Here is a 12,631-nt window from a genome sequence, read left to right on the forward strand (position 1 = left end):
CGGGCGGGGAGGCGACGCGTATCAACACGACAGGACAAGGAACAGGACATGTCCGATCTCGTCATCACCGCGGGAGACTTCCGCTTCGACGCCCGGCTGGAGGAGGAGGCCGCGCCGCAGACCTGCGCGGCCTTCCGCAAGGTGATGCCCTACAAGGGCCAGATCGTGCATGTGCGCTGGTCCGGCGAGGGCGTGTGGATCCCGCTCGGCGAGACAGATTTCGGCGTGGGTTACGAGAACCACACTTCCTATCCCGCGCCTGGGCAGATCATCCTCTACCCGGGCGGGATCAGCGAGACGGAGATCCTGCTGGCCTATGGCGGGATTTCCTTCGCCTCGAAGATGGGCCAGCTTGCGGGCAACCATTTCATTACGCTGACATCGGGGCTGGAGAACCTGATGACGCTGGGCAATTCCGTTTTGTGGAAGGGCGCCCACGACATCCGCTTCGACTTCGCCTGAGGAGGCCGCGATGACCCTGGACCTTGTCCTGCGCCACGGGCGCATCGTGACGGAGACGCGGATCTTCGAGGGCGCCGTGGGTGTCCGCGACGGCAAAATCGCGGTGATCGGCGCGGATTCCGACGTGCCGGAGGGACGGCAGGAGGTGGACGTGGCGGGGCGCCATCTGCTGCCCGGCTGCATCGACGTGCATGTGCATTTCCGCGAACCCGGGATGACCCACAAGGAGGATTTCGGCACCGGGACCGCCGCCGCGGCGGCGGGGGGCGTGACCACCGTCTTCGACATGCCCAACACCGTCCCGCCCACGGACAGTGCGGAGCGGCTGCGGGAGAAGCAGACGCTGGCCGAAGAGAAGGCGCTGGTCGATTTCGGCCTTTACGGGCTGTTGGGGGAGCACAATCTGGCCGAGCTGCCCGCCATGGCAGAGGCGGGGATGATCGGAACGAAGCTCTTTCTGGGCAATACGACGGGGGACAACCCCTGCCCGTCCGATGGCGCGGTGCTGGAGGGGTTCGAGATCCTGGCCCGGCTGGGCCTGAGGTGTTCGATCCATGCTGAGAATTCGCCGATCCTGTTCTGGCGGCAGAACCGGATGAAGGCGGCGGGGCGCACCGATCCGCTCGCCCATCTGGCGGCGCGGACGGACGTGGTGGCGATCGAGGCGCTGAACCGGGCGGCGACTCTGGCGGACTGGACCGGCGCGCGCATCCATATCGTCCATGAAAGCTGCGCGGGATCGGTGCCGTTCATCAGGTTCTGGAAGGACCGCGGCTGCGACATCACCGTGGAGACGCTGCCGCAGTATCTGTACCTCGATGCCGAGACCTTTGCGGCGCCCGGCGGGCATCTTCTGCGGATGAACCCGCCGATCCGGCAGAAGAGCCAGCAGGAGCCGCTCTGGGCCGCGCTGAAGGAGGGGGTGATCGACTTCGTGGCCACGGACCACGCGCCCCACGCGCCCGAGGAGAAGGAAGGCGACACCGTCTGGGACATGGCCTGCGGTTTTCCGGGGGTGCAGACGTCGCTTGCGCTGATGCTGGAAGGGGTCTCGGCCGGGCGGCTGACGCTGCCCGAGGTGGTGCGGATCATGACGGGGGCGCCGGCGCGGAGTTTCGGCCTTGCGGACCGCAAAGGGGCCATCGCGGTGGGGTTGGATGCGGATCTCGTGGTGGTCGACATGGAGGCCACCGAGACGCTGAGCGCGGCGGCGCTATTTTCGCGGGGCAAGGTGTCGCCCTGGGAGGGGCACAGGGTGCGCGGCCTGCCGGTGATGACCTTCCTGCGCGGCGGGCTGGTGGCCGAAAACGGGCGGATCGTGGACGACACGCCACGGGGTCGGATGTTGCGGCCCGAGATGCCAAAGCCCGCGCCGAGGAACCTTGCCACCACGATGGAGGCGGTGCTGGAGCCCGGGAACGTGCCTTGGGAGGACTGAGGGCTTTCAGAAGGTGCGGACGAGCCTGAGGGCGTCGTAGACGGCGGCATGGGTGTTGCGCGCCGCGACGGCGTCGCCGATCCGGTAGAGGCTGTAGTCCCCTGCCCCGCCCCGCGGCTGGGGGCGGCGGGCGATCAGGTCCTCGTAATCCACCGCCCCCTTGTTGGCGGACCCGTCTCGCAGGTCGAAATAGAGATCGTCGAGCGGGCGCGTGCCGTGGTTGACCACGACCTGATCGACCTGCCGCCGGCGGGTCATGGCGCCGTAATCGCTGCCCATGGTGGCAATGAGGCGGTTGCCGTCGCGCTGGACGGCGTCCAGACGCCAGGTGGGGGTGAAGGTCACGTCCAGCGTCTGGAGGATGCGCAGGGAAGGGGTGAGGGACATGGCCATCACCTCGGGCACCAGCGTGCGGTCGCGGGTGACGATCTCCACCCGCGCGCCGGTGAGGGCGATCTTCTCGGCGGCCTGGAGCGCGGGATAGTCGCCCGCGTCGTCGTAGATCAGGACGTTCTCGCCCGGTTTCGCGTCGCCCGACAGGATGTCCCAGGCGGAGACGACGAGGTCGTTTCCGTCGGCCAACACCTCGGTGTGCGGCAGGCCGCCGGTGGCGACGATGACGATGTCGGGGCTGTCGGCGAGGACGGCGTCGGCGTCGGCGAAGCTGTTGAAGCGGAAGCTGACGCCCTGCCGCTCGCATTCGGCCATGCGCCAATCGATGAGCTGCATCATCTCGCGGCGGCGGTCGGTCAGCGCGGTCAGGCGGACCTGCCCGCCAGGATCGCTCGCCGCCTCGTGGAGGATCACCTCGTGGCCGCGGGCGGAAGCGACGCGGGCGGCCTCCAGCCCCGCCGGACCCGCGCCGACGATGACCACGCGCCGGGGCGCATCGGTGCGGCCCAGGTCGTGGGGCTGTTCCAGCTCGCGCCCCGTCGAGGGGTTGTGCAGGCAAAGCGCCATGCCGCCCTGGTAGATGCGGTCGAGGCAGTAGTTGGCGCCCACGCAGGGCCGGATGCGGTCCTCCTCGCCGCGCAGGATCTTGGCGACGATATGGGGATCGGCCATGTGCGCCCGGGTCATGCCGACGAGGTCGAGCTTGCCGCTGGCGATGGCGTGGCGCGCGGTGGCCACGTCCTGGATCTTGGCGGCGTGGAAGGTGGGAATGCGCGTCGCGGCGCGGATTTCCCCGGCGAAGTCCAGATGCGGCGCGGAGGCCATGCCCTGCACCGGGATCACGTCCGTCAGCCCCGCGTCGGTGTCGATATGGCCGCGGATCACGTTGAGGAAATCGACCATCCCGCTGTCCTTGAGGCGGCGGGAGATCTCTAGGCCGTCCGATTTCGTCAGGCCGCCGGGCAGGTCCTCGTCGCCGGTGTAGCGGATGCCGACGATGAACTCCTCGCCGCAGGCGGCGCGGATCGCGCTGAGGACGTCGAAGGTGAAGCGCAGGCGGTTGTCGAGGCTGCCGCCATAGGGGCCGTCGAGATCATTCGTGAGGGGGGACCAGAACTGGTCCATCAGGTGCCCGTAGGCCTGAAGCTCGATCCCGTCGAGGCCGGCCTCCTGCATGCGCTGCGCGGCGCTGGCGTAGTCGGCGATCAGGCGCGCGATGTCCCAGTCCTCGGCCTTTTTCGGGAAGGCCTTGTGGGAGGGTTCGCGTTCGTGCCCCGGCGAGACCACGGGGAGCCAGTCGCCCTTGTCCCAGCGGGTGCGCCGCCCGAGGTGGGTGAGCTGGATCATCACCGCGCAGCCGTGGTCGTGGCATTCGTCCGTCAGCGCCTTCATCCAGCCCACGACCTCGTCCTTCCACGCGAGGATGTTGTTGAACACCGGCGGGCTGTCGCGGGAGACGCTGGCGGAGCCCGCCGTCATCGTCAGACCGACGCCCGCGCGGGCCCGTTCGGCGTGGTAGGCGCGGTAGCGGTCCTTCGGCATCCCGTCCTCGGGATAGGCGGGCTCGTGGCTGGAGATCATCAGCCGGTTCTTCAGCGTCAGGTGCTTGAGCGTGTAGGGCTGAAGTAGGGGATCGCCGGACATGAAAGCGCCTTTCAGACGTCGAGGGTGACCTGGCCGATGGGGTTCGAGCAACAGGCGAGGACATAGCCCGCCTCGATATCCTCGTCGGTGATGCCGCCGTTGTGGACCATGTGGACCTGTCCCCCGGTCTTCTTCACCTTGCAGGTGCCGCAGACGCCGAAGGTGCAGCCCGAGGGAATGACGATGCCCGCCGCGCGGGCCGCGGCCAGCAGGGTTTCGGTCTCGGAGCACTGGGTCGAGACGCCGGAGGCGGCGAAGGTGATCTCGGCCCGCGTGTCCTCGTCGGGGACGACATCTTCGGGGATGAGGGAGGTGTCGGGCAGCGGCGCGGAGAAGCTTTCCTGATGGTAGCGGTCCATGTCGAAGCCGAGACCCGCGAGCGCCTCGCGCACCGCCTGCATGAAGGGTTCGGGGCCGCAGCAGAACACCTCGCGGTCGAGGTAGTCGGGGGCGGCGAGGCCGAGGATCAGCTGGTTGAGCTGTCCGCGATAGCCTGTCCAGGGCCGGTAGGGGTCGCTTTGCTCCACGACCCAGGCGAGTTCGATCCCTGTGATGCGGGAGGCCATGTGTTCCAGCCGCTCGCGGAAGATGATCTCGGACGGGCGGCGGGCGCAGTTGATGAAGACGATGTCGGGATCACGGCCCGCGTCGTACATGTGGGTGGTCATCGACATCATGGGCGTGATGCCGGAGCCCGCGGAGATGAAGAGATATTTCTTCGTCGGGTGCTCGAGATAGCTGAAGCGGCCCGCCGGTCCCTTGGCGCGAATGCGCATGCCGGGGCGCAGGGTCTCCAGCATCCAGCGGGTGCCAAGGGAGGCGTCCTGCGCCTTGACCGTCACCGTGAGCGACGTGGGGCGCGAGGGGGAGGAGGAGATCGTGTAGGTCCGGTGCAGCGGGCCGCCCGCCACCGGCAGTTCGAGCGTGACGAACTGGCCCGGCTTGTAGCGGAAGAGCGCGCCGGACGGGGCCTGGAAGGTGAAGGTCACGACGTTGGGCGCCTCGGGCAGGAACGACACGCATTCAAGCGGCTCGTCGTCGGTCCAGAACGCGAGGGTGGGCGCGATGGCGGTCATCCGCGTCATTCCGCGGCGACCGCGACGGGCGAGAGGCTGCGCTGCAGGGTGCGGACATACCAGTCCACGAACTGCTCGACGCCCGATTCCTGCTCGGGGCTGTAGGGGCCGGGCAGGTAGGCGGGGGAATTGATGCCCTGCTGGTTGCCCTCGACGATGCGGCGGTCCTCGTCGTTGGTGGCGAGCCAGACCTCGGTGAGGCGCGTGAGGTCGTAGTCCACGCCCTCGACGGCGTCGCGGTCCACGAGCCAGGTGGTGGTCACCTCGGTCTGTTGCGGGCCGATGGGGGTGACGCGGAAGGTGATCGAGATGTCCGGCAGGAAGTGGTTCCAGGTGGAGGGATAGTGGAATTTCAGCAGCGTTCCGGCGTCGGGCAGCGCCACGCGGCCGAGGTTACGGCGCACCGCCGCCTTGCCGTCCATCGTGTAGCTGACGGCGTTCTCCTGCAGCGGCATCCGGGCGAGGCGGTACTGGCCGGCATAGCCCGACAGGCGGAACTGCGCGGGGGCGCCGGCGGCCTCGCAGCGGTCGAAATGGGCCTGAAGGCGCGGCGAGATGCTGCCGTCCGCCGAGACGCCCGCCACCTCGGGATCGAGCGGGAAGGACCGGCAGAGGGCGGGATGGGTACCGCCGCAATGGTAGCACTCGCGGTTGTTCTCCCACACGAGCTTCCAGTTGCCGTTCTCGACGATGCTGGAGGTGTGGGCGACCTTGGCGCGGGAGAGGTCGTGCACCTCGAGATAGGGCCGGGCGAGGTCCGCGAAGGCGTCGAAATCGGGGGGCGTGTCGGCGAGGCAGATGTAGATCAGGCCGCAAAGCTCGCGCGAGGCGACGGGGCGGAGGCTGTATTTCGTCGGGTCGAAATCGGGGCCCATGTCGCGGGCCCAGATCAGGCGGCCGTCGAGGTCGTAGGTCCACTGGTGGTAGGGGCAGACGAGCTTGGCGACCTGCCCGTCCCGCGCGGCGCAGAGAACCGAGCCGCGATGGCGGCACGAGTTGTGGAAGGCGCGGATCTCGCCGTCCGCGCCCCTGACGAGGATGATGTTGTAGGCGCCGACGGTGACGCGCGCATAGGCGCCGGTCTTCGTCAACTGGCAAGCGGGGACGGCGTAGAGCCATTCCCGGTAGAAGATGTGCTCGAGATCGGCCTCGTAGATGGCGGGGTCCGTGTAGAACGGCCGCTCCAGCGAGAAGCCGGCCTGGCGGCGGGCGAGAAGGTCGGAAAGTGCATCGGACATCGCGGGGCCTCGAGGCGCTGAGGGATGAATTGCTCTGACGCTCTGCTGTCGACGGGCACCTCTCTCAATGGTAGAAATTTTCACCTTGAGTTAACTGACCTAATCCGAGACCGATTCCGACAGATGCGAGGTCAAACGCGACGCCATGGCCCGGCCCTATGACCTACCCTCGATGACATCGCTGGTCTGTTTCGAGGCGGCTGCCCGGAATCTGAGCTTCAAGGCCGCGGCGGCGGAGCTGAACGGGACGCCGGCGGCGGTCAGTCACCAGATCAAGTCGCTGGAACGGGAGATTGCGGACCGGCTGTTCCGGCGGCAGCACCGGGGCGTGGAGCTGACCGAGACCGGCGCGATTCTCTTCGTGGCGCTGCAGCGGGGGTTCGAGGGGATCTCCGAGACGGTGGCGGCGATCCGGGCCCGCCGGCCGGAGGAGGAGGTGGTGATCCAGGCAACGACGGCGATGAGCGCCTTCTGGCTGACGCCGCGGATTTCCGGCTTCTGGCAGAGCCATCCGGAGATCGTCGTCTCGCAGATCGTCAGCGACACGGGCATCGCGTCGGAAAGCGCCGATCTCGTCATCCATTACGGGCAGATGCCGGACGACGGCGGGGATTACCGCGTGCTGTTTCACGACCGGATCATGGCGCTCGGTTCTCCGACCTATGCCGGGGCGCGGCGGATCAGGGGCGTGGCGGACCTTCTGGAGCAGCCCCTGATCCATGTCACGGCGGAGGATCGCGGCTGGACCGGCTGGGCGGACTGGTTCGCGGCACTGGGACACGGGGCACCCACGGGGCGGCGGCATCCGGTCAACAACTACATGATCGCGCTTCAGATGGCGCAGGACGGGGTGGGCGCAGTGCTGGGCTGGGACGGGCTGGTGGGGCCGCTGCTGGAGGGCGGGCAACTGGTGCAACTGGTGCCGGAGACCGTCGCCTCGCCGCATCCGTTCTTCCTGAAGCTGCACCCCAGGGCCTCGCACAATGCGCGGGTGTTCTGCGACTGGCTGGAGGGGCGGCCCGGCTGAGAGTCAGGGCGTCCGGTGGGGCAGGTTCTCGCGCAGGATGATGCGCGGCTCGATGGGCTTGAGGGACAACAGCGGCGTGCTGGCGGCGATGGAGCCGAGGAGATGAGTCACCGCCTGTTCGCCCACGAGGCGTGGGTTCTGGTCGATCACCACGTCGATCAGCTCGCGCCTGAGCCAGTCGCGGGAGCTGTCGGTCAGGTCGTGGACGATGACGGCGGGGCGCGGGCCGGGGTGGGTTTCGAGCGCCTCGATGATGCCCGCGCGACCGGCGCCGATGCAGTAGATCCCCAGCAGGTCGGGCACCCGGCGCAGAAGCTCGAGGGTGGCGGTGTTGGAGCGGCGGTTGTCCTCTCCGGTCTCGGTGGCGGAGTGCACGCGCAGCTTCGGAAGGCGGTCGCGCAGCAGGTCCCGGAAGCCGCCCTCGCGCTCGTGATGGCCGTGGAAGGAGCGGGAGCCGAGCATCATGGCCACCTGCCCTTCTCGGCCGCGGGCGAGCATTCCCATGAGTTGGCCAGCGGTGCGTCCGGCGGTGCGGTTGTCAACGCCGACATAGGACGAGCGCGGCGTATCGGGGACGTCCGAGGCAATGGTGACGACCCGGATGCCCGAGTCGCAGAGCCGCGCGATGGCAGCGCGGGTGCGCGGCCTGTCGGTGGTCACGACGCCGACGCCGTTGGCCTGCGGCGAGATCGCGTCGAGCGCGCGCTCGAGCGCGTCGGGGCCGAGGCCGTTCATCGTGACGATGTTGCAGGAGGCGACCAGCGGCAAGCCGGAGGCGAAACTGGTGATGCTGCGCGCGAGGTCGCGCATGAAGGCGTTCTGGCCGAAGGGGATCAGGAACACGAGATGGGCGGGCCGCGCGGGCAGCATGATCATTCCGTCCGAGGGAAGGTAGCCCAGTTCCTCGGCGGCCTTCAGGACGCGGTGTCGGTTGGCGGCGCTGACCCCCTTGCGCCCGTTGAGCGCGCGGTCAACGGTGGCGGTCGAGAGACCGGCCCGCCGCGCGATATCCGGGATCGTGGCCTTGTCCATGATCCGGGCTCTCCCTGATGCCGAGATGTTGCCGGAGTGATGTAACACATCACTCCTCGAAGGTCCCTGTCTGCTGCCACTTGTCGCTCAGGAAGGAGGATTCCGGGGCGGGACATGGCCGCGCGTGATGTGATCTGATGTGAAGTCCGGTTGTGGTGGCGCCGGGGATTGGTGATCCTGACGGGCGATGCTTGCCCGGTCCGCACCGGCGCCGCCCGACGGGGTGCCGCGCCTGTCGCCGGACCGACGACCTGGGAGAACGAAATGGCGAAGGATATGGCTGCCGAGCGTCGGCTGTCGGATTATTCCCTGACGGGCGACCGCGCGCACGAGGCCGTGCAGGCGGGGCTCGCGGCGGCGGAGTGGTACCACAGCGAGGTGCCGCGCAAGACGATGAAGGAGCTCATGAAGCGCAGTGACCAGCCGGCGATTCGCGATACGCTGATCTGGGCTGCGCTCCATGTCGCGCTTGCGGGCGCGGGCATCCTGCTGTGGGGATCGTGGTGGGCGGTGCCGTTCTGGCTGGCCTACGGGGTGATCTACGGGTCGGCCTGCGACTCGCGCTGGCACGAGTGCGGCCACGGCACCGCGTTCAAGACGCGCTGGATGAACGACGCAGTCTATCACATCGCCTCGTTCCAGGTGATGCGGAACCCGATCGCCTGGCGCTGGAGCCATGCGCGGCACCATACCGACACGATCATCGTCGGCCGCGATCCCGAGATCGCCTGGATGCATCCCATCAACATGACGCTGAAGGCGCTGGCCTATGTGGGCATCGTGGATGCGTGGAAGTCGATGGGCATTCTCGCACGGCAGGCCATGGGAGAACTGTCGGCGGATGAAAAGGACTATATTCCCGAGAGCGAGCGGCCGAAGGCGATCTTCTGGGCGCGGGTCCACATGCTGATCTACATCGCCACGGCGACGACGGCGCTGGGCATGGCGGCGGCCGGCATGGGCTGGGCTTCGGTCATCCCCGTGCTGGTGATCGGCGGGCCGCGCATCTACGGTTGCTGGCATTTCGTGATGACCGGGCTTCTGCAGCACGGCGGTCTTGCCGAGGACGTGCTGGACCATCGGCTGAACAGCCGCACGGTCTACATGAATCCGGTGTCGGGGTGGATCTACTGGAACATGCAGTACCACATCGAGCACCACATGTTCCCGATGGTGCCCTACTACAACCTCCCGAAGCTCCACGAGCTGATCAAGGACGACCTGCCACCGCCGAACACGTCGATCCTCGACGCTTACCGCGAGATGTTCGCGGCGGTGAAGCGGCAGAGGGAGGAGCCCGGCTACTACCTCAAGCGGGAGTTGCCGCCCACGGCACGGCCCTACCGCGACGAACTGCATCAGTTCGTGCCCGATCGGAGCGACGCATGAGCCAGCGGAAACTGCCCACGGTGGCGGATCTGCTGGCGGCGAAGGGCCGCCGGCAGATGACCATGCTGCGCTACTTCAGTCTGGAGGAAGCCGCGGCGGCGGAAGCGGCGGGGATCGACATCGCCTCGGTGCCCGACGACATCCTGCTGCATCCGCGCTACCGCGAGGCGGCGCCGTCGGTCTTCTCGATGACGGGACGCACCCATCTGGAGGCCGGCACGCCGGACGATTACCTGCGCTGGGCCGCGGATGCGATGAACCGAGGCGCGGATGCGATCTATTGTTCGGGGTCCTTCGATACGGTGGAGTATCTCGCCAACGAATACATCCCGGTGGTCGGCCATGTCGGGCTCTGCCCCTCGCGGGCGACCTGGACGGGCGGCTTTCGTGCGGTGGGCAAGACCGCCGAGAGCGCGCTGAAGCTCATGCAGGACGTGAAGGACTACGAGAGCGCGGGCGCCTTCGCGGTGGAGATCGAGGTCGTTCCGCCAGAGGTGGCCACGGAGATCTCGAAGCGGACCTCGATCCTCCTGTGGTCCATGGGCGCGGGGGGAGGCTGCGATGCGCAGTATCTCTTCGCCAACGATATCCTCGGCTATACCGAGGGCAAGATCCCGCGCCATTCCAAGGTCTACCGCGATTTCGCCACGGAATATGCGCGTCTGCAGGAAGAGCGGATCGCGGCGTTCCGCGAATTCGCGGCGGACGTCGAAAGCGGTGCCTTTCCAGAGGAGAGATACCTCGTCCAAATGGACGAGGCGGAGCTCGTCGCATTCCGCGGCGGGCTCGAGCCGGCCTGACCGCCGGGGCCCGAGCGGGGCACAAGACCCCGCCGGCCGAACAATGACCGACAAGGAGGAGACATCTCATGCTCAGACGGACATTCATGGGGGCGGCCGCGGCCCTTGCCCTGTCCACCGGCGCGGCCTTCGCGCAGGACACGAAGACGCTGTACTGGATCAGCCACGGCAGCCCCGCGGACCCGGTCTGGACCTATTTCCTCGAGGGTGCGGAGAAGTGGGCCGCAGATACCGGTCACACGGTCAACACCTCCTTCCACTCGGGCGACGTGCCGAGCCACCAGGAGGCGATGCGTGCGGCCATCGCTGCCGGAGCCGACGCGATCTGTTCCTCGAACCCCGACCCGGGCGCGCTGGTGGACACCGTGGCGGAAGCCCGTAACGCGGGTATCCCCACGCTGAACTTCAACACCCCCGATCCCAGCGCGGACTGGAACGCCTACATCGGCGGCAACCTCGTGGAAGTGGGCCGGCAGTGGGCCCAGTACCTCGTCGACAACGGCCACGTCGAAGAGGGCGATTTCGTCTGGATGCCCGTGGAGGTCCCCGGCGCCACCTACGGGGTCCAGGAGGAAGAGGGCATCGCGAGCGTCTTCGAGCCGCTGGGCATCACCTGGGAGGTTACCGACGCGACGCTCGACCAGGCCGAGATCATCAACCGTATGACCGACTACCTGACGGCAAACCGCGACCGGATCGACGCGATGATCGGGCTCGGCGACCTCGTGACGGGATCGGTGCCACGGGTCTGGAACCAGGCAGGCGTTTCTCCGGGCGAGATCCCGGTCGTGGGCTGGGGCAACAGCCTCGACACCACGCAGGGCATCATGGACGGCTTCATCCTTGCCGGGATGTGGCAGGACCCGCAGGCGACGAGCTACATGTGCCTGTCCGCCGCGCTGATGGAGAGCTCGGGCATCCCCGTCGGCTTCGACATCATCACAGGGCTGCTCTACGAAGAGGATCTCGCCCCGCTCTACCACGAGATCATGGGCGGAAACTGATCCGCCGCGACCTTCGCCCCCGGCCAGGTGCCGGGGGCGGCTTCTGTCCGCAGACAGCCCCGGAAAGCCTTCCATGACAGCCGAAAAGACCGACGCGCCCGCCGGCGCACCGCCACAGCAGAAGCGTGATTTCCTCCGCCGCCTGTCCGCGACGCCCGAACTGGGTCCCGCGATCCTGCTCGTGGTGATGCTGGTCGTCTTCACGGCGATCAACCCGGCGTTCATGTCGCTGAACAACATCTCGAATGCACTGACCTTTACCGTGGAACTGGGTCTGATCGCGCTCGGCATGACCCTGCTGATGACGAGCGGGGAATTCGACCTGTCCGTCGGTTCGGTCTTCGGGTTCACCGCCGTGGTGATGTGGACGCTGATCAACTCCACGGCGCTGGGAATGCCGTTGTCGTTCCTCATCGCGATGGCCGTGGCCATGGGAATCGGTGCGGTGAACGGGATATTCGTCACGCGGCTGAAGATCCCGTCGTTCCTCGTGACCCTCGGGATGCTCCTCGTGGTTCGGGGCAGCGCGCTGTGGCTGACGAGCGGCTTTCCTCAGCGCACATGGGACGCGGGCGATCAGTGGCTGGCCGAGGTGCTGGTGGGCAGCTTCTGCATCGGCGGCGACGGCGATTTCTGCACCGGCGGGCTGCGCATCTACATGAGCCTAATCTGGTTCGTCCTCATTGCCCTCGCCTGCCACTACACGCTGACCCGCTCGCGCTTCGGGAACTGGATCCAGGCCACGGGCGGCAACCCGGCAGCGGCGAAGAACCGGGGCGTGCCGACGCGCACCGTCAAGATGGTGCTCTTCATGCTGACCTCTGCGCTGGCGGGGTTGGCGGGGATCATCTCGTCGATCCGGGTGTCGGCGGCGAATCCGAACAGCGGCACGACCTACGAGCTCGAAGTGATCGCCATGGTGGTGATCGGGGGCACCGCCCTGATGGGCGGGCGCGGCACCATCATCGGCACGGTGCTGGGCGTGCTGATCCTGCGGCTGATGCGGAACGGGATCGTTCTGATCGGCGTGCCGGGTCTGGCCTACAACATCTTCATCGGGGCCATCATCCTCGGCATGATGGCGCTGCATTCGGCGCTGGAACGCCGCCACAACGAGGGGACCTGAGC

General features: G+C 67.6%; 11 protein-coding genes. 7 read left to right on the plus strand and 4 right to left on the minus strand.

Annotated features, from left to right (window positions below; all coding sequences use genetic code 11):
• The first annotated feature begins 48 nt into the window (after positions 1–48).
• Together EAT49_RS05150 and allB are read left to right on the plus strand one after the other, a co-directional pair.
• The gene (locus EAT49_RS05150) at positions 49–462 is read left to right on the plus strand and encodes a DUF3830 family protein (protein ID WP_123641219.1); all 414 of its coding nucleotides are present in this window, start codon (positions 49–51) and stop codon (positions 460–462) included.
• A gap of 10 nt (positions 463–472) precedes the next feature.
• Positions 473–1,900 carry an allantoinase AllB gene (allB, locus tag EAT49_RS05155; RefSeq protein ID WP_123641220.1) on the plus strand — a complete coding sequence of 476 codons (1,428 nt, stop codon included), beginning with the start codon at positions 473–475 and terminating at the stop codon, positions 1,898–1,900.
• Positions 1,901–1,906: 6 nt separating this feature from the next.
• Here the strand turns inward: allB and EAT49_RS05160 are convergent, their stop codons facing one another.
• From EAT49_RS05160 to EAT49_RS05170, 3 genes are read right to left on the minus strand one after another with little or no spacing between them, the layout of a single operon-like run.
• On the minus strand, positions 1,907–3,937 hold the full coding sequence (locus EAT49_RS05160; RefSeq protein WP_123641221.1) for an NADH:flavin oxidoreductase: 2,031 nt from the start codon (positions 3,935–3,937) through the stop codon (positions 1,907–1,909).
• Positions 3,938–3,948: 11 nt separating this feature from the next.
• Positions 3,949–5,013, minus strand: a complete 1,065-nt coding sequence (locus tag EAT49_RS05165; protein WP_123641361.1) for an FAD-binding oxidoreductase — start codon at positions 5,011–5,013, stop codon at positions 3,949–3,951.
• 5 nt (positions 5,014–5,018) lie between these two features.
• On the minus strand, positions 5,019–6,251 hold the full coding sequence (locus tag EAT49_RS05170; RefSeq protein WP_123641222.1) for an aromatic ring-hydroxylating oxygenase subunit alpha: 1,233 nt from the start codon (positions 6,249–6,251) through the stop codon (positions 5,019–5,021).
• Between the two features lie 172 nt (positions 6,252–6,423).
• Between EAT49_RS05170 and EAT49_RS05175 the strand changes: the two genes are divergently transcribed.
• Entirely contained in the window at positions 6,424–7,278 is an 855-nt protein-coding gene (locus EAT49_RS05175; protein ID WP_342773817.1) for a LysR substrate-binding domain-containing protein, read from the plus strand.
• A gap of 3 nt (positions 7,279–7,281) precedes the next feature.
• Here the strand turns inward: EAT49_RS05175 and EAT49_RS05180 are convergent, their stop codons facing one another.
• Complete coding sequence (locus EAT49_RS05180; RefSeq protein WP_123641224.1) at positions 7,282–8,310, minus strand: LacI family DNA-binding transcriptional regulator; 1,029 nt, start codon at positions 8,308–8,310, stop codon at positions 7,282–7,284.
• A gap of 264 nt (positions 8,311–8,574) precedes the next feature.
• Between EAT49_RS05180 and EAT49_RS05185 the strand changes: the two genes are divergently transcribed.
• The 4 genes from EAT49_RS05185 to EAT49_RS05200 all read left to right on the plus strand — a co-directional run bounded on the left by EAT49_RS05185 (position 8,575) and on the right by EAT49_RS05200 (position 12,629).
• Positions 8,575–9,699, plus strand: coding sequence for a fatty acid desaturase family protein (locus EAT49_RS05185; protein ID WP_246003764.1), 1,125 nt, complete (start codon positions 8,575–8,577; stop codon positions 9,697–9,699).
• On the plus strand, positions 9,696–10,499 hold the full coding sequence (locus tag EAT49_RS05190) for a 3-methyl-2-oxobutanoate hydroxymethyltransferase (RefSeq protein ID WP_123641225.1): 804 nt from the start codon (positions 9,696–9,698) through the stop codon (positions 10,497–10,499). Before EAT49_RS05185 ends, EAT49_RS05190 begins: the two co-directional genes overlap by 4 nt.
• 68 nt (positions 10,500–10,567) lie before the next feature.
• Positions 10,568–11,503 carry a substrate-binding domain-containing protein gene (locus EAT49_RS05195; RefSeq protein ID WP_123641226.1) on the plus strand — a complete coding sequence of 312 codons (936 nt, stop codon included), beginning with the start codon at positions 10,568–10,570 and terminating at the stop codon, positions 11,501–11,503.
• Positions 11,504–11,576: 73 nt separating this feature from the next.
• Complete coding sequence (locus EAT49_RS05200; RefSeq protein ID WP_123641227.1) at positions 11,577–12,629, plus strand: ABC transporter permease; 1,053 nt, start codon at positions 11,577–11,579, stop codon at positions 12,627–12,629.
• Positions 12,630–12,631: the final 2 nt, after the last annotated feature.

The organism is Histidinibacterium lentulum, assembly GCF_003789055.1.
GTDB lineage: Bacteria > Pseudomonadota > Alphaproteobacteria > Rhodobacterales > Rhodobacteraceae > Oceanicola > Oceanicola lentulus.

Excerpts from the sequence above, each read along its gene's own strand:
- EAT49_RS05195 (WP_123641226.1), top strand. The coding sequence starts at position 10,568 with ATGCTCAGACGGACATTCATGGGGGCGGCCGCGGCCCTTGCCCTGTCC.
- EAT49_RS05165 (WP_123641361.1), bottom strand. The coding sequence starts at position 5,013 with ATGACCGCCATCGCGCCCACCCTCGCGTTCTGGACCGACGACGAGCCG.
- allB (WP_123641220.1), top strand. The coding sequence starts at position 473 with ATGACCCTGGACCTTGTCCTGCGCCACGGGCGCATCGTGACGGAGACG.
- EAT49_RS05185 (WP_246003764.1), top strand. The coding sequence starts at position 8,575 with ATGGCGAAGGATATGGCTGCCGAGCGTCGGCTGTCGGATTATTCCCTG.
- EAT49_RS05170 (WP_123641222.1), bottom strand. The coding sequence starts at position 6,251 with ATGTCCGATGCACTTTCCGACCTTCTCGCCCGCCGCCAGGCCGGCTTC.
- EAT49_RS05150 (WP_123641219.1), top strand. The coding sequence starts at position 49 with ATGTCCGATCTCGTCATCACCGCGGGAGACTTCCGCTTCGACGCCCGG.
- EAT49_RS05160 (WP_123641221.1), bottom strand. The coding sequence starts at position 3,937 with ATGTCCGGCGATCCCCTACTTCAGCCCTACACGCTCAAGCACCTGACG.
- EAT49_RS05190 (WP_123641225.1), top strand. The coding sequence starts at position 9,696 with ATGAGCCAGCGGAAACTGCCCACGGTGGCGGATCTGCTGGCGGCGAAG.
- EAT49_RS05180 (WP_123641224.1), bottom strand. The coding sequence starts at position 8,310 with ATGGACAAGGCCACGATCCCGGATATCGCGCGGCGGGCCGGTCTCTCG.
- EAT49_RS05175 (WP_342773817.1), top strand. The coding sequence starts at position 6,424 with ATGACATCGCTGGTCTGTTTCGAGGCGGCTGCCCGGAATCTGAGCTTC.
- EAT49_RS05200 (WP_123641227.1), top strand. The coding sequence starts at position 11,577 with ATGACAGCCGAAAAGACCGACGCGCCCGCCGGCGCACCGCCACAGCAG.